Annotated in this window: 20 protein-coding genes and 3 pseudogenes; 17 read left to right on the top strand and 6 right to left on the bottom strand. The window is 31.2% G+C overall.

Going from position 1 to position 20,817, the window contains the following annotated elements; translation table 11 throughout:
* The first annotated feature begins 4 nt into the window (after positions 1-4).
* Positions 5-700 (top strand): aspartate/glutamate racemase family protein, encoded by a 696-nt coding sequence (locus AJ886_RS05255; protein ID WP_044779849.1) that lies wholly within the window; start codon positions 5-7, stop codon positions 698-700.
* A gap of 193 nt (positions 701-893) precedes the next feature.
* Here the strand turns inward: AJ886_RS05255 and cydB are convergent, their stop codons facing one another.
* From cydB to AJ886_RS05275, 3 genes are read right to left on the bottom strand one after another with little or no spacing between them, the layout of a single operon-like run.
* Complete coding sequence (gene cydB / locus AJ886_RS05265; RefSeq protein ID WP_044779850.1) at positions 894-2,018, bottom strand: cytochrome d ubiquinol oxidase subunit II; 1,125 nt, start codon at positions 2,016-2,018, stop codon at positions 894-896.
* Complete coding sequence (locus tag AJ886_RS05270; RefSeq protein WP_044779851.1) at positions 2,018-3,580, bottom strand: cytochrome ubiquinol oxidase subunit I; 1,563 nt, start codon at positions 3,578-3,580, stop codon at positions 2,018-2,020. The genes cydB and AJ886_RS05270 overlap by 1 nt, the downstream gene beginning before the upstream one ends.
* Positions 3,581-3,814, bottom strand: a complete 234-nt coding sequence (locus AJ886_RS05275; protein ID WP_002860921.1) for a DUF4492 domain-containing protein — start codon at positions 3,812-3,814, stop codon at positions 3,581-3,583. It lies immediately after the preceding gene.
* Between the two features lie 160 nt (positions 3,815-3,974).
* Here AJ886_RS05275 and AJ886_RS05280 point away from each other — a divergent pair, with 160 nt between their 5' ends.
* From AJ886_RS05280 to AJ886_RS10770, 8 genes and pseudogenes are all read left to right on the top strand, one after another.
* Positions 3,975-4,163: a hypothetical protein gene (locus AJ886_RS05280; RefSeq protein ID WP_002860919.1), complete on the top strand. Its 189-nt coding sequence runs from the start codon at positions 3,975-3,977 to the stop codon at positions 4,161-4,163.
* 16 nt (positions 4,164-4,179) lie between these two features.
* A pseudogene (locus tag AJ886_RS10690) lies at positions 4,180-4,787 on the top strand (cytolethal distending toxin subunit B family protein); the annotation flags it as partial.
* A gap of 10 nt (positions 4,788-4,797) precedes the next feature.
* Positions 4,798-5,361, top strand: a pseudogene (locus AJ886_RS05290) (cytolethal distending toxin subunit A/C).
* 171 nt (positions 5,362-5,532) lie between these two features.
* The gene (locus AJ886_RS05295) at positions 5,533-7,215 is read left to right on the top strand and encodes an L-lactate permease (protein WP_044779852.1); all 1,683 of its coding nucleotides are present in this window, start codon (positions 5,533-5,535) and stop codon (positions 7,213-7,215) included.
* A 120-nt stretch (positions 7,216-7,335) separates the two neighbouring features.
* The gene (locus AJ886_RS05300) at positions 7,336-8,076 is read left to right on the top strand and encodes a (Fe-S)-binding protein (RefSeq protein ID WP_083265159.1); all 741 of its coding nucleotides are present in this window, start codon (positions 7,336-7,338) and stop codon (positions 8,074-8,076) included.
* Positions 8,073-9,512, top strand: coding sequence for a LutB/LldF family L-lactate oxidation iron-sulfur protein (locus tag AJ886_RS05305; RefSeq protein ID WP_002860914.1), 1,440 nt, complete (start codon positions 8,073-8,075; stop codon positions 9,510-9,512). Before AJ886_RS05300 ends, AJ886_RS05305 begins: the two co-directional genes overlap by 4 nt.
* Entirely contained in the window at positions 9,505-10,161 is a 657-nt protein-coding gene (locus tag AJ886_RS05310; RefSeq protein ID WP_002932947.1) for a lactate utilization protein C, read from the top strand. The genes AJ886_RS05305 and AJ886_RS05310 overlap by 8 nt, the downstream gene beginning before the upstream one ends.
* A 173-nt stretch (positions 10,162-10,334) precedes the next feature.
* Positions 10,335-10,951 (top strand): annotated as a pseudogene (locus AJ886_RS10770) (bacteriohemerythrin).
* 241 nt (positions 10,952-11,192) lie between these two features.
* Here the strand turns inward: AJ886_RS10770 and AJ886_RS05330 are convergent.
* The 3 genes from AJ886_RS05330 to AJ886_RS05340 form a co-directional block, all read right to left on the bottom strand.
* On the bottom strand, positions 11,193-12,224 hold the full coding sequence (locus tag AJ886_RS05330) for a Cj0069 family protein (RefSeq protein ID WP_002933934.1): 1,032 nt from the start codon (positions 12,222-12,224) through the stop codon (positions 11,193-11,195).
* A 78-nt stretch (positions 12,225-12,302) separates the two neighbouring features.
* Positions 12,303-13,199 carry a signal peptide peptidase SppA gene (sppA, locus tag AJ886_RS05335; protein ID WP_044779363.1) on the bottom strand — a complete coding sequence of 299 codons (897 nt, stop codon included), beginning with the start codon at positions 13,197-13,199 and terminating at the stop codon, positions 12,303-12,305.
* Complete coding sequence (locus tag AJ886_RS05340; RefSeq protein WP_070276106.1) at positions 13,187-14,416, bottom strand: metal-dependent hydrolase; 1,230 nt, start codon at positions 14,414-14,416, stop codon at positions 13,187-13,189. Before AJ886_RS05340 ends, sppA begins: the two co-directional genes overlap by 13 nt.
* A 90-nt stretch (positions 14,417-14,506) precedes the next feature.
* On the opposite strand from AJ886_RS05340, the gene aroQ reads away from it, so the two are divergent.
* Genes aroQ through fliY form a run of 8 tightly spaced genes read left to right on the top strand, consistent with a single transcriptional unit; the run spans position 14,507 to position 20,752 of the window.
* Positions 14,507-14,986 carry a type II 3-dehydroquinate dehydratase gene (gene aroQ / locus AJ886_RS05345; protein ID WP_044779361.1) on the top strand — a complete coding sequence of 160 codons (480 nt, stop codon included), beginning with the start codon at positions 14,507-14,509 and terminating at the stop codon, positions 14,984-14,986.
* Between the two features lie 2 nt (positions 14,987-14,988).
* The gene (gene folK, locus AJ886_RS05350) at positions 14,989-15,462 is read left to right on the top strand and encodes a 2-amino-4-hydroxy-6-hydroxymethyldihydropteridine diphosphokinase (RefSeq protein WP_002851803.1); all 474 of its coding nucleotides are present in this window, start codon (positions 14,989-14,991) and stop codon (positions 15,460-15,462) included.
* A 10-nt stretch (positions 15,463-15,472) separates the two neighbouring features.
* Positions 15,473-16,927: a flagellar biosynthesis protein FlhF gene (gene flhF / locus AJ886_RS05355; RefSeq protein WP_044779360.1), complete on the top strand. Its 1,455-nt coding sequence runs from the start codon at positions 15,473-15,475 to the stop codon at positions 16,925-16,927.
* Positions 16,920-17,786: a flagella biosynthesis ATPase FlhG gene (gene flhG / locus AJ886_RS05360; RefSeq protein ID WP_002854691.1), complete on the top strand. Its 867-nt coding sequence runs from the start codon at positions 16,920-16,922 to the stop codon at positions 17,784-17,786. Before flhF ends, flhG begins: the two co-directional genes overlap by 8 nt.
* Positions 17,787-17,804: 18 nt before the next feature.
* Positions 17,805-18,161 carry a hypothetical protein gene (locus AJ886_RS05365; protein WP_002854547.1) on the top strand — a complete coding sequence of 119 codons (357 nt, stop codon included), beginning with the start codon at positions 17,805-17,807 and terminating at the stop codon, positions 18,159-18,161.
* A complete protein-coding gene (locus AJ886_RS05370; protein ID WP_032603269.1) occupies positions 18,142-18,834 on the top strand; it encodes an RNA polymerase sigma factor FliA in 693 nt (230 codons plus the stop codon). The genes AJ886_RS05365 and AJ886_RS05370 overlap by 20 nt, the downstream gene beginning before the upstream one ends.
* Positions 18,834-19,913 carry a flagellar motor switch protein FliM gene (fliM, locus tag AJ886_RS05375; RefSeq protein WP_002851710.1) on the top strand — a complete coding sequence of 360 codons (1,080 nt, stop codon included), beginning with the start codon at positions 18,834-18,836 and terminating at the stop codon, positions 19,911-19,913. Before AJ886_RS05370 ends, fliM begins: the two co-directional genes overlap by 1 nt.
* Entirely contained in the window at positions 19,910-20,752 is an 843-nt protein-coding gene (gene fliY / locus AJ886_RS05380) for a flagellar motor switch protein FliY (protein ID WP_070210676.1), read from the top strand. The genes fliM and fliY overlap by 4 nt, the downstream gene beginning before the upstream one ends.
* The last annotated feature ends 65 nt before the right edge of the window (positions 20,753-20,817 follow it).

The following is a 20,817-nucleotide window of genomic DNA, read 5'->3' on the forward strand; positions in this document are numbered from 1 at the left end:
AAAAATGAAAACCATTGGTATTATAGGCGGAATGAGTTTTGAAAGTACTATTACTTATTATAAAACAATAAATCAAGCTATAAATGATAAATTAAAATCTTTAAATTCTGCAAAAATTTTACTTTACAGTGTTAATTTTGAAGAAATAGAAAATTTACAAAGCCAAGATAAATGGCAAGAAGCTGCGCAAATTTTAACTCAGTGTGCTAAAAAATTAGAACTTGCAGGGGCTAGTTTTATAATAATTGCAACTAATACTATGCATAAGGTTTTTGATGAAATTCAACAAAACATAAATATCCCTATTTTGCATATTGCAAAAAGCTCTGCTAAGGCTTTAAAACAAGAAAACATACAAAAAATTGGTTTATTGGGTACTAAATACACAATGACTCAGGATTTTTATAAAAAAATGCTTATTGAAGAAAATATTAGCGTTATTATTCCTAGCGATGAAGATATAAAAATCGTTAATGATATTATTTTTAATGAGCTTTGCAAGGGTAAAATCAAGCAAGAATCTAAAGAAAAATATTTAAATATTATAAAAAAACTACAAGAAAAAGGTGCAAAGGGAGTGCTTTTAGCTTGCACTGAAATTGGTTTATTAATATCCAAAAATGATACAAATATCAAAATTTTTGACACAAGCCTTATTCACGCCCTTGATGCTGCTAATGAAGCTTTAAAAGATTTATGATTAAAAGATGCCCAAAAATGGGCAAATTGCAATATTTTGAAAAGATTTATACTTATATCGGTTTAAATCTTATCTTGCTTTATAGTTTGCTATCTTTTTCTAATTGATTGATATTTAGCATTATAAATTTATAGCTTAGATAAATTACTAAAGGCCAAGTCAATAAAAACAAAGCATGTAACATTTTTTCTCCTTAATATGCGTGATCATCGTTTGCGATTTCTTCGCGTGTGATTTTTACCTTATCCATTGCATTCCAAACATAGATAATATAAGCTAAAACAAAAGGTACAAGCAAAGACACATAAGCCATGACGCTTAGAGTATAATAGCTTGAACTTGCATTTTTTAAAGTTAAAGAACTTTGTAAATCACTTAAAGATGGGTAAAAAGCACTTTGACCTAAACCAATACTTGATAATAAAGCAAAAACTATTAAAACCGTTCCAAGTCCTAGAGTAAAAATAGCCTTAGAACAACCTTTTGCTCCTTGAACCATACCTAAAAGCACTAAAATCACACCAATAACAAGCAAAACAGCAAAAATCATTTGATTTAAGAAATTATATAAATATAAATTCGCATTCATGCTTACAGTTCCATTTGCATCTACACTAAAACCATCTTTTAAGAAAATCCACGCTAAAAAACCTAAGAAAAAAGGTAAAAATAGAATGCTATTGATCATAAGTTTTTTCATAGCTCTTATTTTGATATTCTCATCATTGATATTGTTCATAAAATACGCTGCGCCTAAAAGCCTTGCTAAAAATACCAAAGCTAAGCCTAAGAGATAATTAAAAGGATTGAGTAAAAGTTCTAAGCCGTGCAAAGGGTTTTGCCAAGAAACAAAATTATGCTCATTTAAGATAAATTCAGAACCGCTAAAAAAGCTACTTACTGCAACTCCGATTAAAAATACCCCTAAATATCCATTGATTTTAAGAAAAATTTCATAGGTTTTAGAGCCATAAACATTATTTTCTTTTTTACGATACTCATAAGCCACAGCTTGTAAAATAAAACAAAATAAAATACAAAGCCAAGCCCAATAAGCTCCGCCAAAACTGGTACTATAAAAAAGTGGAAAAGCTGCAAAAGCTGCTCCGCCAAAAAGTACGAGAGTTGTAAAACCAAGCTCCCATTTACGCCCTAAAGAATTGACTAGCATGGTTTTTTCAAGCTCATCCTTGCTAAGCTCATCGATTAAAGTCTGTCCACCTTGGACAAAAAACATAAAAACTAAAAGTCCACCGAGCAAACTTAAAATCAACCACCAATAAATTTGCAAACCTTCAAGTTCTAAACCAAAAAACATTATTTTTCTCCTTTGCCCATAAGTGGAGTATGTCCTGCATGTGCGTCAAAACCTTTTTTAATCTGAGTAAGTATTATTTTAACTTCTGCAATCAATAAGGCTGTAAAAAGTACTGCAAAAATCCAAAATGAAATTTGAACATTGACTTTTCCAAGTTGTGTTGCTGCGATATGTACGGGAAGTAAGTCTTGAATTGCCCAAGGTTGTCTGCCTACTTCAGCAACAATCCAGCCTGCTTCAGCGGCGATATAACCCAATGGAATGGATAACAAACACACCCAAAGTACTTTTCTAAATTTCTCAATATCATTTGCCATAGTAAGATAAAGTGTAACGATGAAAAGTAAAAAGAAAAAACTTCCTAAAGCAACCATAATATGAAAGCTATAAAAAGTTAAAGCCACAGGCGGAATAGTATCACTTGGTTTTTCTAAATATCCATAACCAAAATCTTTAAAATGAGTTTCTAAAATAGATTTGTGATTTGCCATAGCTATTGTATCATTGTTTTCTTTAGCAAGTTTATAGTCTTTTAGAGCTTGTATAGCGATTTTTCCTCTATCGATACGATTTTGCATAGGTTCTATACCTTTGCTTTCATTTCCATAGATTAAATCTTCAATTCCTGGAACAAAAGAATTTGGATCACGGTTTCCTAATATAGAAAGAGCGTAAGGTATAGTAATGTCAAATAAAAACACACTTTCGTTATTGTCTATGGTTTTTTTAGGGTTTAAAATTCCAAAAGGCACAAGCCCTGCACGATGTTCACCTTGATAAACCCCTTCCATAGCTGCAAGTTTCATAGGTTGAGTTTGAGTTACACGATAAGCACTTTCATCTCCGCTGAAAAACAAAAAGATTGAACAAACCAAACCAAAACTAGCTCCTACAACTAAGCTTTTTTTAGCCTCGATAATATAACGTCCCTTTAACATAAACCAAGCTGAAATTCCTATTACAAATAAAGCTGAAATCACATAACCGCTGCCTATGGTATGTAAAAATTTTGAAATAGCCACAGGAGAAAGTGCTACTTCAAAAAAGCTTTGCATTTCATTTCTTGCTGTATCAGGGTTAAAGCTCATTCCTACAGGATATTGCATCCAACCATTTGCCACTAAAATCCAAAAAGCAGAAAGATTACTTCCTATAGCCACACACCAAGTTGAAAGTAAGTGAAAACCCTTACTTACTTTATCCCAGCCAAAAAACATAACTGCAAAAAAAGTAGCCTCTAAAAAAAATGCCATAATACCTTCAATCGCCAAAGGTGCACCAAAAATATCTCCCACAAACCAGCTATAATTTGCCCAGTTTGTTCCAAATTCAAATTCCATTATAATACCTGTAGCTACACCGATAGCAAAATTTATAGCAAATAATGAAAGCCAAAATTTGGTGATTTTTTTCCATCTTTCATTTTTAGTTTTTACATAGATAGTCTCCATGATAGCAATGATAAAAGATAAGCCTAAGGTTAAAGGCACAAACAAAAAATGATAAAGTGCAGTTAAAGCAAACTGCGCTCTTGACCAATCAACGCTATTAAGTTCGTTCATTTATTTTCCTTCGAGTGTAAGATTTTTGAGTACAAAAGTGCTTTTTTCTTTGTCGCTTTTAAAAATAGAATTAAAATTTACATCAAAAACAAAAAGTTTTAAAATCACAAACATAACAAAAAGTTTGATAAAGATAATTTTCCAAAGGGTCTTTCCAAGAGTTAAATTTTTAAAACCTTCTTTGTAAAAATTAAAAATTTGAGAAATACTAAAATATAAGTGTTTAAGATGCATGTAAATTCTACCTTTAAAAACAACAAAATAAAACATTTTAAGAAGCGGAAAATTATAATGAAAATTATGTTATTATTTTCTTAAAAAAATTTAAATACATAATCAAGGTTTTTAATGCAAAAAATTAAAGTTTTTATTTTTTTTATGATTTTTTTCTTTAATGAATGTTCTTCTAAATTTTGAAAATGTAAATCCTTTGGGGCGTTCATTTGGAGAATTTGAAGATACTAATTCTTTTTCTTTAAAACTAGGACTTGAACCTATTTTTCCTACTAATCAAGAAATTCCAAGTTTAATTAGCAATGCTGATTTAGCACTTATTACTCCTATTTACCCCACCTTTAACTAGTAGCATCAACAATAATGCAATAAGACAACTTGCAAGTGGAGCAAACCCCTTAGATATCTTAATGATACAAGAAATAGGAACTTTACTAAGAATAGCCACTCCAACAGGACGCCATGTGCAACAAGGTGGAACGCCTATTGATGAATATGAGTAGAATTTGAGGACTCTTTCAAGACCTGATAGGGTTTTTATTTATTATTCTCGCGTTGATGTAGGAGCTAATCGTGTAAATTTAGCTATAGTTTCAAGACCCATTATAGGAATTCGCGATGGAAGTGATGCTTTTTTCAATATCCATGTTTTAGCCAATGAAGGAACAGATGTAGGAGCAATTATCACAGCCCATAAATACACATTTTGTAAATATACCTCAAGTTAACTGGATGATAGCAGGGGATTTTAACCGTGATCCTTCTACTATAACAAATACAGTGGATAGAGAATTAGCAAATAAAATTAGAGTGGTTTTTCCAACTAGTGCAACTCAAGCAAACGGAGGGACTATTGATTATGCAATTACAGGAAATTTAAACAGACAACAAGTCTATACTCCACCACTTTTAGCTGTGATTTTGATGCTTGCAAGTTTAAGATCATTTTCCAGTTAATTTTAGAAAATTTTAGGACATTTAATATGAAAAAAATTGTTGCTTTATTTTTTATGTTTATAACTTTAGCCTTTGCAACTCCTACTGGAGATTTGAAAGATTTTACCGAAATGGTTTCTATAAGAAGCTTGGAAACGGGAATTTTTTTAAGTGCCTTTAGAGATATCTCAAGATCCTATTGATCAAAATTGGAATATTAAAGAAATTGTTTTAAGCAATGAGTTAAAACAAAAAGATAAATTAGCTAATGAACTTCCTTTTGGTTATGTGCAATTTACAAATCCACAGGAAAGCGATCTTTGTTTGGCCATTCTAGAAGATGGAACCTTTGGAGCAAAATCTTGTCAAGATAATCTAAAAGATGGTAAATTAGAAACTGTATTTTCTATAATGCCAACAACAACTTCAGCTGTGCAAATTTGTTCTTTAGTTTTGGAATCTGATGAATGTATGGTAACTTTTTAATCCAAATATTCCTACACAAAAACGCTTTAGAATAGCCCCTTGCACCTTAGATCCTAATTTTTTATGAAGTAAACGAACTAATGATTATAACTCCACCTTTAACAGCTTCTACCCCTTTAGAATAAGATTTTTTCTTGTTCTATTTTTATATTTATTTAATATTTATGATATTACAAAAATACACAAAATAATCAATAACAACACAATATAATTTACTTTACTCTATAATTTTTTTATTTTAATTTAATTTTTTGTTACAATAAATTTATACATAAATAATTATCAAGGAGGAAAAATTGGAGCAAATTTTAACATGGCAACAAGTTTACGACCCTTTTTCAAACATTTGGCTAAGTGCTTTAGTGGCATTTTTACCTATACTATGTTTTTTAGTTTGTTTGGTTGTTTTAAAACTTAAAGGTTATCAAGCAGGTTTTTTAACTGTTATACTTGCTACTTTGGTAGCTTTATTTGCCTATAAAATGCCTTGGAATTTAGTGGGCGCAAGTTTTATTCAAGGCTTTACAAATGGTATGTGGCCTATAGCTTGGATTATCATTGCGGCAATCTTTCTTTACAAACTTTCTATCAAGTCGGGTTCTTTTGAAATCATTAAAAAAAGCGTGATGAGCATTACTCCAGATCATAGAATTCAAGTGATTTTAATAGGTTTTTGTTTTGGTTCATTTTTAGAGGGTGCTATAGGTTTTGGTGGCCCTGTGGCTATAACTGCTGCACTTTTAGTAGGACTTGGTTTGCGTCCTTTGCAAGCTGCAGGACTTTGTCTTATCGCAAATACCGCTCCTGTTGCTTTTGGTGCGGTGGGAATTCCTATTATTGCTATGGCAAATCTTGTCGGCATAGAACAGCATTCAGTTTCTGCCATGGTAGGTAGAATGCTAGTTCCTTTAAGTCTTACTATACCTTTTTTCATAGTTTTTTTAATGGATGGATTTAAAGGCGTTAAAGAAACTTTTCCAGCTATTTTAGTTGCGGCACTAAGTTTTACAACTACTCAATTTTTAAGCTCAAATCACTTAGGAGCAGAATTACCTGATATTATCTCAGCTGTAGTTTCTTTAGCGGTTACAACTGTATTTTTAAAATTTTGGAAACCAAAAAATATTTTTAGATTTGATAATGAAAGCAATTTCACTCAAGATAACACTCTAAGCTTTAATCAAATTTTAAAAGCTTGGTCGCCTTTTATTTTACTCATTGTTTGTATTATCATTTGGACACAACCTTGGTTTAAAGCTCTCTTTGATAAGGATGGAATTTTAAGCTATACAAGCATTACTTTACAATTTAGCAATATCACAACTGGAATTTTAAGCCCTTCTATCACAGGCATAGGAGAAGCTAAGCCTTTATCTTTGGCTTTAGGCATAGATTTAATCAATGGAAAAACCGTAGCTCAAGCAGGAACAGCGATTTTGCTTGCAGCTTTTTTAAGTATAGCTATTTTAAAAATCAAAGCTGAAGATGCAGCAGAATGCTTTTGGGCTACTTTAAAAGAAATGGCTATACCTTGTATTACCATAGGTTTGGTTGTGGCTTTTGCTTTTATTTCTAAAAATAGCGGTATGAGCACTACCTTAGGGCTTGCTTTTGCACACACAGGTAATGCTTTTTCTTTCTTTTCACCAATCATTGGTTGGATAGGGGTATTTTTAACAGGCTCTGATACAAGTGCTAATTTACTTTTTGGAACCTTGCAACAAGTAAGTGCTCAAAAACTAGGTGTTAGTGAAGCTTTATTTTTAGCAGCTAATTCAGTAGGTGGGGTCGTTGGAAAGATGATCAGTCCACAAAGCATTGCTATAGCTTGCGCAGCAGTTGGGCTTGTAGGAAAAGAATCTGATCTTTTCAAATTCACATTAAAATATTCTGTAGCTTTTATTATTTTAATAGGAATTTGGACTTGCATTATAGCTTTTTTCTTACAAGAAATCATCCCTGAAGTTATAGTGAAATAATTAAAAAATTTAAGTTTTGCTTCAACAAATATTCTTTTTTAGAATATTTGTTGGAAAATTTACTTTGCTTTTATTTTTATAGGATTAGAATATTTATCCTAAATTATCCCAAAAGGAGAGATCATGAAAAAGGTGTATTTTTACGCCACATGCTTAGGAAGTGCTGCTATGCAACAAAGCGTTTTAAATGCAATAAAACTTTTAAGGCGTGAAGGTATTGAAGTGATTTTTAAAAAAAATCAAACCTGTTGCGCTCAACCTTCTTTTAACTCAGGTTATTTCGATGAAAGTCGTAAGATTGCTTTATATAATGTGGATTTATTTGATAAAGATTACCCCATCGTTGTGCCAAGCGGATCTTGTGCGGGTATGATGAGTCATGACTATAAAGAACTTTTTAAAAATAAACCTGAATTTTCTAAAGTCAAAGATTTTAGCTCTAGAGTCATAGAACTTTCACAATACCTTGATGAAGTTTTAAAAGTAGATTATGAAGATAAAGGTGCACCTATAAAAGTAACTTGGCATTCTAATTGCCATGCTTTAAGAGTGCAAAAAAGCATACAAGCGAGTAAAAATCTTATCAAAAAACTAAAAAATGTAGAATTAGTAGAACTTCAATACGAGGAAGAATGTTGTGGTTTTGGCGGAACTTTTTCAGTAAAAGAGCCTGAAATTTCAAATGCTATGGTAAGAAGTAAAATTAAAGATATACAAAATAGCGGTGCAAAATATCTCATCAGTGGCGATGGAGGTTGTCTTTTAAACATAGATGGCACAATGAAAAGAATGGGTTTAGATATAAAAGGCATACATTTATATGACTTTTTACTTAAACGCTTGGAAGGAGAAAGACTATGAGTCAAAAAATTCCTCACGAACAAATCGTTCAAATTAAACTCAATGACAAGCAAATGCAAGAAAATTTAATGACTGCCATGCATACTTTACAAAAAAATAGACTCAATGTTATTGATGCTAGATTTAAAGACTGGCAGGGTTTAAGAGCTAAAGCTAAACAAGCTAAAAACAATGCCTTAATGAGTTTAGAAGAAAGGCTTTTAGAATTCGAAAAAAATGCTACAAAAAATGGCATTAAAGTGCATTGGGCAAGTAGTGATGAAGATGCCTGTGAAATCGTCTATGAAATCATGAAAGAAAAAAATATTACCAAGCTTTTAAAAGGTAAATCTATGGCAAGCGAAGAAATAGGCCTAAATCACTACCTAGAAAAAAAAGGTTTAAAAGCTATAGAAACCGATCTTGGAGAGCTTATTTTACAGCTTAATGAAGAGCCTCCTTTACATATAGTTGTACCTGCTATACATAGAAACCGCCATGAAATCGGAGAAATTTTCAAAGAAAAATTAGGAGCGAATTTAGAAAACAATGAACCTGAAAGTTTAAATGCGGTAGCTAGAGAGCATTTAAGAAAAGATTTTGAAGGCTTAAAACTTGGACTTAGTGGGGTCAATTTTGCCATGTCAAGAGAAGGAGCTTTTTGGCTTATAGAAAATGAAGGAAACGGTAGAATGTGCACTACAGCACCTGATATTCATATCGCACTTTGCGGCATAGAAAAAGTCATGGAAAGCTTTGAAGATGCGGCTACTATGGTTTCTTTACTCACTCCTTCAGCCACAGGACAATTTATACCAACTTATAATAATATCATTACAGGCCCTAGAAAAAATGGGGATTTAGATGGTCCTAAAGAAGTGCATGTGATTTTATTTGATCACAATCGCTCTAAAATGTTAGCTCATGAGGATTATTATGAGGCTTTGCGTTGTATTCGATGTGGGGCTTGTATGAATTTTTGCCCTGTTTATGATCAAATCGGCGGACATGCCTATCAAACCACTTATCCAGGACCTATAGGAGAAGTAATCAGTCCTAATATTTTTGGTATAGATCATACAGGAGATATTTTAAATTTCTGTTCACTTTGTGGGCGTTGTTCTGAAGTTTGTCCAGTGCAAATTCCTTTGGCTGATCTTATTCGCAAATTAAGATGTGATAAAATAGGACAAGGTAAAAATCCACCTTTAGGAGCAAATAATGTTCATCGCAATGCCTTAGAAGCCTTTGCTTTTAAACAATTTAAAAATATCGCAACCAATGGCAATAAATGGCGTTTTTCACTTTCAAAAGCACATTATTTCAACTGGACGGTACAAAATTTCGCAAGCGTTTTACCTGTGATTAAAAAATGGCACGCTTTTAAAGAATTACCTCAAATTAAAATGGATCTTTATAAAGAAGTGCAAAAACTAGAAGGAGTAAGCTATGAGTAAAATCGATGAAATTTCAAGCAAAAGTAAAGCAAGTATTTTAGAACATCTTAAAAAAGCTTACAAAGAAACAACGTTCACACGCATTGAAAGTATAGATCCTGTAGAACATATCCAAACCACCCAAGATATGCTTGCAGAAATGAAACAAAAAATGAATGATAACAAATACATCGTTGAAAATGCTACAAAAGATACCTTAGAAGAAAAAATCAATGAAATTATCGCAAAATATGACTTTAAAAGTATGATTTATGGGCTAGATTTAAATTTAAATTTAGAACAAATCAAAGCAGAAAAAAAGATTTGCTTTGATAAAGAAATCGAAAATTTAAGATCTGAGGTTTTTCATAGTGATTTTTCCATCATTCATGCAAGAGCAGGGGTAAGCTCTCACGGAGTTGCACTTGTACCTTCAAGCAAAACTCAACCTAGAATGCTAAGCCTTGCACCTAAACTTTGTATAGTGCTACTTAAAAAAGAAAATGTTGTTAAAAGTCTTAGCGAGGCTTTAAATTTGGTAAAAAAAGAAAATGAAATCTTACCTACTAATATCTTATTTATAGCAGGGCCTTCAAGAACAGCAGATATAGAACTTATCACTATTTTTGGTGTTCATGGGCCACAAATTGCACATATTATTATTTACTGATTCTATACTAGAATCAGTAAGTCTTAATTTTTAATATTAATTATATATATTTTTTATATTATACAAATATAAATAAAATAAATAATTTTCAATTAATAATATTTTAATAAAATATAATATTTCACTCAAATATATGAAATTAATTTTAAATACAAAAATTAAAGAAGGTGCTTTTGGATAAACTAATTCCAACTTGGAATGAAAAATACAGTATTCATGACACAATGATTGACATTCAACACCAAAAACTTTTTGAACTTGCAGCAAAAATAGAAAATATGGTTTATAAATTTGTTCAAAGAGATGAGTTAAAAGAAATTTTAATAGAACTTTTTAACTATAATAAAAGAACATTTTAGCAACGAAGAAGATTATATGCAATAAATTCATTATCCTTGTTTAAATGAACACAAAATCATGTATAAAATATCGTTCATGATATGTCTTATCTTATACAAAACATAAAAACCACTAATGATTTAAAAGAGAAGCTTTACACAGTTTCTAAAAAATTGCTTTTAGAACATATACTCTATGAAGATATGAAAGTTGAACAATACAGAAGATCTTCTTTAGCTTCTGAAGATGATGGGGAAGTAAGCTTTGAAGAAGTCAAAGAAGAAAAAGATGATGAAAATGTAGTTTATCTTTATACATGTGAATGCGTAGGACAAATGCATGATGTACCTTTTGGAATTCATCAAAAATTCAACTTAAGGGTGTAAAATTTAAATGTAAAAAATGTAAAGAAGCCATACAGTTTTATAAAAAATATTCAGAAAATTTCTAATTAACTATTTATGCGTTAAAACAATAAATAAAGTATAAGTTAGTCAAAGAAGGAAATTTAATGGATAAAAAATAAAATATTTTATTTTGGATAAATTTGACTATTCCTATCCTATACTAACCAAAGATACAAAATGCTCATTTTGTGAAAATTTTTTCCCAATAGAATATAGCTCAAACTTAAAAACAATAGAAAAAGAATGTCCATTTTTCAATAATAAAATGGACATTAAACTTAAAAACTAAGCCTTAGTTTTACTTACAATATTAATAATATTTGAAGCCACTTCATCAGCAAGCTCTAAATGAGAAGTAAAGCCTACACAAGAACAATTAATCTCGCCTAAAACATATTTATCATTGCCCTTTTCATCAGTATCTAAAATAAAATCAGCCGTCCAAATCAATGGTAAGTCGTAATTGCCTAATCTTTCCCTTACCTTAGGAAGCTCGCCTAAAAACATATCCACCAAAGTTTTCCAATCTTCTGGCTTATCATAACGATATTTTGCCCCACTAAAAAGCGTAGCAGAAAAAGCATCGGCATCTTCGGCTGGTTTTTTATGTACTACATTTACAGGAGTGTTATAAAGCATTAAAAGTCTGATTTCACCTTCTTTAATGCGCGGTAAAAAAGTCATATCCACAAGCATACCATTATCACCTATGATATATTGCTCACAAAAATCCATAAATTCCCCAAGCTCTCTATGTTCTACATGATTATCCTTAGCTTCCGTACACTTGATTTTTGTGTTTAAAGGCAAACTATCTCCACTAACGCTACCCTCTACACTCACACGCCAAATTCCCTCTCCTGTAGAGCCACGATTTTGCTTTAAAACCCTTTCACCTTTAGCCAAACTTTTTGGAAAATTTTCTTTAAAAGTCTTAATATCATAGTAAGCATAAGTATCGCTTGGAACAAGATCAGTATCTGCTAATTTTGTAAGTGCATCTTTAGCACCATAACCTATCATAGCATCAGGATGAGGCATACCTACAAGCTTATCAGCACAAAGTTTTCTTAACATATCAAAATACTCATTTTCTTCTTTAAGATTGCCAGGATTGATGCGAGAAACATAACCATCAAAATTTTCTTTCACATATTTGTAAATTTCATCTTTTTTACTCACTTCAAAAAAAATCACCTCAGCATTCCAACCCTTAGCTTTTAAGGCATTTACCATAGGTATAGTATCTTTTCTATAACCATCTTCACCTTTATCACTCCCACCTTTAACTTCAAAAAAAACAATATTTTTTTTCATTATTTTACTCCTTATCTAAAATATAAATAATTATTGCATAAAAATATTACAAAAATTAAATAAAAATATTTATATATTTTATCTAGCGTTTATAAAACTGCTATTAGTCTTATAAGCGATTTCGATTAAGCTTTTACTTATCAAGTTTGATGCTTGTCCTTCTAGGCGGTTAAGAAATTTATCAATCTTATTTTCTTCTTTCCAAACGGGATTTGAAACATTAGCAAGTTTTTCAAGCTCCTTTTTAGCATTTTCATAATTACTAAGCTCATCTATAAGACCAAGCTCCTTAGCCTTGGCAGCTAAAAACACTCTTGCATTTGCCCATTGATCTTTTTTGTTAAGATCTAATGCTCTTTCCTTAGCAACAAAACCTGTAAAAAGATCATAACTTTGATCAATTAAACCCTGTAAAAAATTTCTTTCATTCTCATTCCAAGCTCTTGCAAAAGTTCCAGCACTTTTAAATTCACCTGCTTGAATAGTTTGTTCTTTAATACCGAGTTTATTAGCCAATCCACTTAAATCAGCTCCTTGCATAATCACACCGATAGAGCCTATAAAACTTGCCGGATTGGCTAAAATTTTATTTGCTCCAACTCCTGCTAAATAACTTCCACTTGCCATAGTTCCGCTTGCATAGACAAGCACAGGCTTTTTAATTTTTAAATCCTTTATAGCTAGAGCTAGTTCCATACTAGGAGCAAAAGCTCCACCAGGAGAGTCTACAACAAAAAGCACTCCTTTGATATTGCTATCATTTTTAGCATTGATAATTTTTTCTAAAACCGCAGAGCTATCAAAAATTTCACCCTTTAAATCAATGCGTTCTAAATTTGCAAGATTGGAGCTTGAATTTGCACTAGACATTAAAATCCATATAACAATCAACAATAAAACAAAGGTTTTAAAATAAGTATTGATAAATTTTATTCCACACCCTAAAGCCTTAAAAAATGATTTTAAAATTTGCATTCTTTTCCTTTTATAAATAATTTATCCACTTCCTTAGCATTTAAAATAAACTGCAAAGGAGCTTGCTTTTTATCACATTCTCCTAGCTCAAATACGCTAAAATCAGCAATTTTACCTTTTTTAAGCTCTCCTAAATTTAAATTTAAAGCCCTTGCAGGATAAAGTGTTACCATTTGCAAAAGCTTAGAAGCTAACTCCAATAAATCAAAATTCTTATGTATAAGCAAATTCGCGCGCATTTCATCAAGTAAGGACAATGAAATATTTGAGCTAAGTCCATCGGTTCCTAAATGGATATTCAATCCACTTTTTAAAGCTGTTTTTAAATCTAAGCTTTTTTGACTTAAAAGGCGATTTGAAAATGCGCAATGTGTAATAGAATGTAAATTCTTATCTAACCATTCATATTCTTTTAGATAAACACAATGTGTAAAAAGAGTCCTTACTCCTTTAAAGAGTTTAGCAAAATCCTTTGCTGTATAAAGAGGCTTAGGGTGAAGTGTAAAATTTTCAAGCCATTTTTTAAAACCCCCTTTAGACTCTCTAAGCCAGATATTTTCAGTCTTACTTTCTAAAAAATGCGTACTAACTAGTAAATTTTGCTTTTTAGCTAAATCAAGAGCAAAATAAGCCAAACTAGGATGAGTTGAATAAGGAGAATGAATCGAAATTGCTGGAATAAAAAAATCATTTTTAAATTTCAAAGAATTTTCAAATCTTTTTAAAAATTCTTGTTTTTTATCTTCAACTTGATTTTCATTTGTACCCAAAATTTCATTAAAAAATACTATACGCATACCCTTTTGACTAGCCTTTAAACAAGGATCTAAATCACTCCCAAAACTTGAAATTTCACCTATAGTGCCTATACCGCTTTTTTGCATTTTTTTAATGCTTTGAAGTATTAATTCTTCTTTGGCCTGTGCATTTAACATAGAACGAGAATTTATAACACTTTTAAGCCAAATTAAAAATTCTCCAAAATGTAAAGTTGTTGAATTTGCACTAAATTCTAAGTGTGTGTGAGGATTTATAAAAGCAGGTAAAATAACCGAATTTTTAGGTGTTTTGATGATTTTAGCCTTGGGATATTTTTTTCTTAAATTATCCAATTCACCCAATTCTAAAATTTTATCTTCAAAAACAAAGGCTTGATTTTCTAGTATTGTAAAATCTTCATCGCATAAAAAAAGATATCTTGCAGCAGCTATAAACACGATTTTCCTTTCAAAAATTACATTGTAGCAAAAATTTATTTTTAAAATGTTATAATAAAAGGTTAAAAATAAATTTTTAAGGTTAAATCCATGAAAATAATGATTATCCAAGGCCCAAATGTTAATATGCTTGGCGTAAGAGAAGTGGGAATTTATGGTGCTATGAAAATGGAAGAAATTCATGAGCAAATGAAACTTGCAGCATCGCAAAACAATGTAGAACTTGACTTTTTCCAAAGTAATTTTGAAGGTGAAATCGTAGATAAAATTCAAGAATGCCTTGGAACAGTTGATGGAATTATTATCAATGCAGCAGGTTATACTCATACTTCAGTAGCTATTCGCGATGCTATTGCAGCAGTAGCTTTGCCTACAATTGAAGTGCATATTAGCAATGTTTATCGTAGAGAAGAATTTCGTCAAAAAAGTCTTATAGCACCTGTATGTTCTGGAACTATTGTTGGTTTTGGTCCTTTTGGCTATCACTTGGCTTTAATGGGCGTAATTCAAATTTGCGAACAAATAAAAAATTTGCGCGCGATGCAACAAGCACAACAAACGAATAAATAATAATGCTAAAAATTCAAGGAGTAAAACACTTTGAAAAAAGTCGTTTTTTTCCTTTTTTTAGTCAAAATATACGATCTTTTAAATATTTAGCCCTTATAGGCTTAGGAAGCAATATAGAACCTGAAAAAAAAAGATTTGATATGCTTTTTCGAGTAATGATGGATGATAAAAGATTTAAAATTTTATCCACATCTCCTATGTTGATAAATGAAGCCTTTGGTTTTAAAGAGCAAAAAGATTTTACCAATGCTGTTATGTTGATACAAACTAATTTGCATGCACGAGCACTTTTGAAAGTTTTACTTTATTATGAAGTAAAATTTAAACGCAAGAGAACTTTCAAAAACGCTCCTAGAACGCTTGATTTAGATCTTTTATACTTTTCACAAAAAGTCAAGCGTGATAAGTGGTGTGAGGTGCCTCATAAAGGGGCTAAAGAAAGAGTGAGTGTAATTTTGCCTTTAGGCATGATATAAGGAATATAATATGGGACAACTTATACATACTTTTACTGTTGAAGATACAGAACAAATTATACCCAAAGTAAAAGAAGATTACGGAGATAAAGCTTTAATTATAACAAATAAACAAATTCGTCCTAAAACCTTAAATCGCAATGCACTTTATGAGGTTATGGTAGCCATAGAAGAAAGCGACTATGAAGAACACTTAAAAAAACAAGGGAAATCTTTACCTGCAAAAAAAAGCTCGCCAAAACCATCTTCTACCTCTCTTGCAGAAGAAAAAATTAGATCTCAAATCCCTCAAGAAGATGAAGATGTAGTCTTGGATTTCTCAAATACTCGCTTAAATAGAAATTTAAACACTGTAAAAAACAATGACTTAACTAAAAAAACCTATCAAGATTTTCCACAAAACAAAATCAACCCTCATCAAAATAAGACTCTAGACTTTGATGATTTTAAAGAAAAGCTAAGTGAAGTTAGTAATGAAATTTCTAAAGTCACAAACACACCTTTAGAAAATTACACCCCTAATCTAAATTATAATAAAAAAATAGAAAATTTTGAAAAGCAATTTGAAAAACAAATCAACAAGCTTAACGATAAAATAGATCTTCTTGCAGATATGATGTGGGACGATAAAGCCGAAGCTAGAAAAAATCTTATGATACCTCCTGAATTTGCAAGTATTTATAAACAAGCCAAAGAAAGTGGAATGCTTGAAAATCATCTAGAAGCGATTATGAAGGCAACTATAGAAAATATGCCAGCTGCTATGAAAACCAACAAAGATGCGGTTCAAAGATATTTTCACTCACTTTTAAGAAATATCTTGCCTTGTCGTGTTGAAAGCGATATAAAAAAACAAAAAATCATGATGCTAGTAGGCCCAACAGGAGTCGGAAAAACAACAACCTTAGCTAAGTTAGCTTTTCGCTATGCTTATGGAGATAAGCGTTATAAAACAGGTATTATTACGCTTGATACTTATAGAATCGGTGCGGTTGAGCAACTTTTTCAGTATGCAAAAATGATGAAACTTCCTATTATTGATAGCATAGAACCAAAGGATTTAGATGAAGCGATAAAAAGCTTAAATAATTGCGAAGTAATTTTGGTTGATACTATAGGAAATTCACAATACGATCAAAGTAAACTTTCTAAAACTAAAGAATTTTTAATGCACTCAAATGCAGAAATTGATGTAAATTTAGTGGTTTCTGCAAACACCAAACATGAAGATTTAATGGAAATTTATAAAAATTTTTCATTCTTAAATATTGATACTTTGATTATTACTAAATTTGATGAAACAAAGGTTTTTGGAAATATCTTCTCTCTTATTTATGAAACGAATATTCCTCTAAGCTTTTTCTCTACAGGACAAGAAGTGCCAGATGATTTAGAAGTAGCCAATAGTGATTTTCTAGTTCATTGTATTTTAGAAGGGTTTAATAAAGGAAAAAATAATGAATAACCAAGCAAATAAACTTCGCAATCTCATGAGTCAAAATGGAACCAAAAAATCCCAAAACACTCATTTTATAGCTATTACAAGTGGAAAAGGTGGCGTTGGAAAAAGTACGATTAGCGCAAATCTAGCCAATGTTTTAGCAAATAATGGCTATAAAGTTGGGCTTTTTGATGCTGATATTGGCTTGGCAAATTTGGATGTCATTTTAAATGTACGCATACAAAAAAATCTCTTGCATGTTTTACGTGGAGAATGCTCCTTGGAAGATATTTTAATAGAAGTTAAGCCAAATTTATGGCTCATCCCAGGCGAAAGTGGAGATGAGATTTTAAAATATAATGATAAAAATATTTACGAGAGATTTTTAAATCAAGCAAGTATTTTAGATGAGCTTGATTTTCTTATTATCGACACAGGCGCGGGTATTGGTGGAAATATTTTAAATTTTTTAGAAATGGCTGATGAAGTTATAGTAGTAACTGTTCCTGATCCTGCAGCAATCACTGATGCGTATGCAACCATAAAAACAACTTCTAAGACAAAAGAAAATTTACTAATGCTCTTTAATGTTGTAAAAAATGAAAATGAAGCTTTAAAAGTTTTTGAAAATATTAAAAAAGTTGCAGATGCAAACATTAAAAATCCTTTAAATTTAGAATTCTTAGGTCATTTAAGCGCTTCTAAAGATGTAAGTGGTAGTATTAAAAAAAGAACTTTATTTAGCGATGAAAACACAGCCTCAAGTGATGAGCTTAAAGCCCTAGCTTCCAAGCTTTTATATAGATTGGAACGGAAAGTGCTTGATAATGTTTCAAATCGTAGTTTTTCAAGTTTTTTTAGAAAAATTATTGAAAGATTTTAGCAATAAAGAGAAGAGATTATGAGGCCAGAAAATTACGTAGCATTTTTCACTGTTTGTGGATTTTTTATAGGACTTGCATTTAGCATTATTAGTATAGATGAAGCCTTTGATATACTGATTTTTACTTGTTTTATTACTTTTATGTTTTATGTTTTTGTTCATATTGCTATTATGAATTTTATAGATGTAAAGAAAATTAGTGGCAGAATCTTTAATAAACACGATTATGAAAAAACTAGCAATAATATTATCAACGATTTAGTTATTCGTGAAAAGAAAATGGATATAATTTTAGAAAAGCTCAATGAAGAAAGAGAAGAGCTAAAGAAAAATGAATCCAAAGAAAGACGAAGAAATGCTAAAAGAGCCGCCTAAAGCTTATGCACAAATGCTAAAGAAAGAGCAAGATGAGCTTGTGCTTTCTTACATGCCAGCCCTACGTGCTATGGCTTTTAGACTAAAAGAACGCTTGCCTTCAAGCATAGATGTTAATGATCTTATTAGCATAGGCGTTGAAGAAATGATAAAGCTTTCACGCCGTTACGATAAAGAACAAAATGATAACTTCTGGGGTTTTGCAAGAAAAAGAGTTAATGGCTCTATGCTTGATTATCTTAGAAGTCTTGATGTAATGAGTCGCAATAATCGCAAAATTATTAAAGATATTGATGCAATCATGGATGAATATTTCCTTGAGAATGAATGCGAACCTGATGATGAGTATCTAGCCAAAAAACTTGATTTAGATGTAGAAAAAATCAAAGAGGTAAGAACAGCTCATGCTATTAGCTATACCCTGCCCATCGATGAGCAAATCGAACTTTATAACGAAGACAATACTTTAGAAAAAATTGAAAAAGAAGAACTTTTAGAAAAAATTCACAAAGTGCTAGATGATCTTAAAGAGCGCGATCAGTTAATTATTCAGCTTTATTATTATGAAGAATTAAGCCTAAAAGAAATCAGTGAAATTTTACAAATCAGTGAAAGCAGAATTTCACAAATTCACAAAAAACTCCTTAAAAAACTTAGAGAAAGGCTAGTGTAATGGCTGAGATACTTTCCCAAGAAGAAATTGATGCCCTGCTTGAAGTTGTCGATGATAACACCGACACACCCATAGCCTCAAATTCAAAAGATGAAAAAGATGAAAGAAATATCGTTGTATATGATTTTAAGCGTCCCAACAGAGTTTCAAAAGAACAACTTAGGACAATCAAAGGCATACATGATAAATTAGCAAGAAATTTAGCCTCTCAAATTTCATCGATGATGAGAAGTATTGTTGAAACTAAACTTCATTCAGTCGATCAAATGACTTATGGAGAATTTTTAATGTCTTTACCAAGTCCAACAAGCTTTAACGTTTTTTCTATCAAACCCTTAGATGGAAACTGTGTTTTAGAAATCAATCCAAGCATAGCTTTTCCTATGATAGACAGGCTTTTAGGTGGTCAAGGTGATAGCTATGAAGCTTCGCGTGAGCTTACGGATATTGAGCTTAATTTGCTTGATTCTATTTTGCGTATCATTATGCAAAGACTTAAAGAAAGCTGGGCTACTGTAACTGAAATTTATCCTAGTATTGAAGCTAAAGAATCAAGTCCAAATGTTGTACAAATCGTATCTCAAAATGAGATTGTTATCATGGTGGTAATGGAAATCATCATAGGAAATTCAAGCGGAATGGTAAATATCTGCTATCCTGTAGTGCATTTAGAAAGTATATTAAGCCGTTTGGCAAACCGCGATATTATGATGGGTGAAACCTCAGCCAAAAAATCACGTAACAAAGAACTTAAAACTTTAATCGGTCGTGCTGAAGTGGTATATGAGGCAATTTTAGGAAAAACCTTAATTAATGTTCATGAATTTTTAGAACTTAAACAAGGCGATATTTTAAGGCTTGATAGAGAAGCAGATGATAAAGCTATAGTAAGCATCGATAAAAAAGATGTTTTCTTAGCACAAATTGGATTGCATCGTTTTAGAAAATCTATTAAAATTTTAGAACTCATACGCACAGATAAAGATGAAATCAAAGAAATTTTGGAAAAATACGAAGAAGAACGTAAAGCTAAAGCTAGTGTTTATGATGAGCCTGAAGAGGAGGATGAAGAAATATGATCAATGATTTTTTAAAAATGTTTACAAATGAATGCATCAGCACCATTGAAGGTTTAACAGGAAAAAGTGCTGAATTTAGCGAATATAAAGAATTTGATGTCAATGCAAGTGATACTTTAAAAGCACCTTTAGTGTATGCTATATTTGATATAGCAAATGGTGGAAAAATAGGAATTTTAGCTGGTGCTGTTTTAATGAGTGCTATTGGTGAATGGATGATGGGTGAAGAAGAGATCACCAAAAACGATAAACTAGGTCCTGATGAAATGGATGCAGCTAAAGAAGCTATCCAAAACATCGTTTCAGCATTTTCTACAACCTTAGGAGCCCAAAAAGACATTCCAAAAATGGATTTTAGTATAGAATCTTGTGAATTTGTGCCTGAAAGCGTAGATTTTAAAGATTTTAAAAAATTATTTTTATATGATGTAAAAATAGGCGATTTAGAAGAACAAGTTTCTTTAGCCATGGATCAAACACTCCATAACATCCTAAGCGGGAAACCTGCTGAAACAGGAAATGTAAGCACTGATTCTAATCACAATACTGAAGAAAAAACAATCATGCTTAGCGAAGAACTTAAAAATATCAATCTTATCATGGATGTACGCTTACCTGTTCGTGTGCGTATAGGCAATAAAAAAATGCTTTTAAAAGATGTTTTAACTATGGATATAGGTTCAGTTGTAGAGCTTAATCAACTTGCAAATGATCCGCTTGAAATTTTAATCGGAGATAAAAGAATTGCTTATGGTGAAGTAGTAATTGTCGATGGTAACTTTGGTGTTCAAATCACAGAAATCGGATCTAAAAAAGAAAGATTAGAGCAATTAAGATAAAATTACTCTATAAATTTAAAAAAATTAGCTATAATCATTTTTTATAGTTTTGCTAAAAAAGGTAT

It is taken from the genome of Campylobacter sp. BCW_6465 (genome assembly GCF_001762815.1).
GTDB classification, from domain to species: domain Bacteria; phylum Campylobacterota; class Campylobacteria; order Campylobacterales; family Campylobacteraceae; genus Campylobacter_D; species Campylobacter_D jejuni.

What these genes read in the sequence shown, in the direction of transcription:
- cydB (WP_044779850.1), bottom strand. Translation starts at nt 2,018, where the DNA reads ATGTTTTTTGGTTTAGAACTTGAAGGTTTGCAAATTTATTGGTGGTTG.
- AJ886_RS05330 (WP_002933934.1), bottom strand. Translation starts at nt 12,224, where the DNA reads ATGAAAAAAAATATTGTTTTTTTTGAAGTTAAAGGTGGGAGTGATAAA.
- AJ886_RS05270 (WP_044779851.1), bottom strand. Translation starts at nt 3,580, where the DNA reads ATGAACGAACTTAATAGCGTTGATTGGTCAAGAGCGCAGTTTGCTTTA.
- AJ886_RS05370 (WP_032603269.1), top strand. Translation starts at nt 18,142, where the DNA reads ATGCTAAAAGAGCCGCCTAAAGCTTATGCACAAATGCTAAAGAAAGAG.
- fliM (WP_002851710.1), top strand. Translation starts at nt 18,834, where the DNA reads ATGGCTGAGATACTTTCCCAAGAAGAAATTGATGCCCTGCTTGAAGTT.
- flhG (WP_002854691.1), top strand. Translation starts at nt 16,920, where the DNA reads ATGAATAACCAAGCAAATAAACTTCGCAATCTCATGAGTCAAAATGGA.
- AJ886_RS05365 (WP_002854547.1), top strand. Translation starts at nt 17,805, where the DNA reads ATGAGGCCAGAAAATTACGTAGCATTTTTCACTGTTTGTGGATTTTTT.
- AJ886_RS05275 (WP_002860921.1), bottom strand. Translation starts at nt 3,814, where the DNA reads ATGCATCTTAAACACTTATATTTTAGTATTTCTCAAATTTTTAATTTT.
- fliY (WP_070210676.1), top strand. Translation starts at nt 19,910, where the DNA reads ATGATCAATGATTTTTTAAAAATGTTTACAAATGAATGCATCAGCACC.
- AJ886_RS05305 (WP_002860914.1), top strand. Translation starts at nt 8,073, where the DNA reads ATGAGTCAAAAAATTCCTCACGAACAAATCGTTCAAATTAAACTCAAT.
- flhF (WP_044779360.1), top strand. Translation starts at nt 15,473, where the DNA reads ATGGGACAACTTATACATACTTTTACTGTTGAAGATACAGAACAAATT.
- AJ886_RS05255 (WP_044779849.1), top strand. Translation starts at nt 5, where the DNA reads ATGAAAACCATTGGTATTATAGGCGGAATGAGTTTTGAAAGTACTATT.
- folK (WP_002851803.1), top strand. Translation starts at nt 14,989, where the DNA reads ATGCTAAAAATTCAAGGAGTAAAACACTTTGAAAAAAGTCGTTTTTTT.
- sppA (WP_044779363.1), bottom strand. Translation starts at nt 13,199, where the DNA reads ATGCAAATTTTAAAATCATTTTTTAAGGCTTTAGGGTGTGGAATAAAA.
- AJ886_RS05310 (WP_002932947.1), top strand. Translation starts at nt 9,505, where the DNA reads ATGAGTAAAATCGATGAAATTTCAAGCAAAAGTAAAGCAAGTATTTTA.
- aroQ (WP_044779361.1), top strand. Translation starts at nt 14,507, where the DNA reads ATGAAAATAATGATTATCCAAGGCCCAAATGTTAATATGCTTGGCGTA.
- AJ886_RS05280 (WP_002860919.1), top strand. Translation starts at nt 3,975, where the DNA reads ATGAATGTTCTTCTAAATTTTGAAAATGTAAATCCTTTGGGGCGTTCA.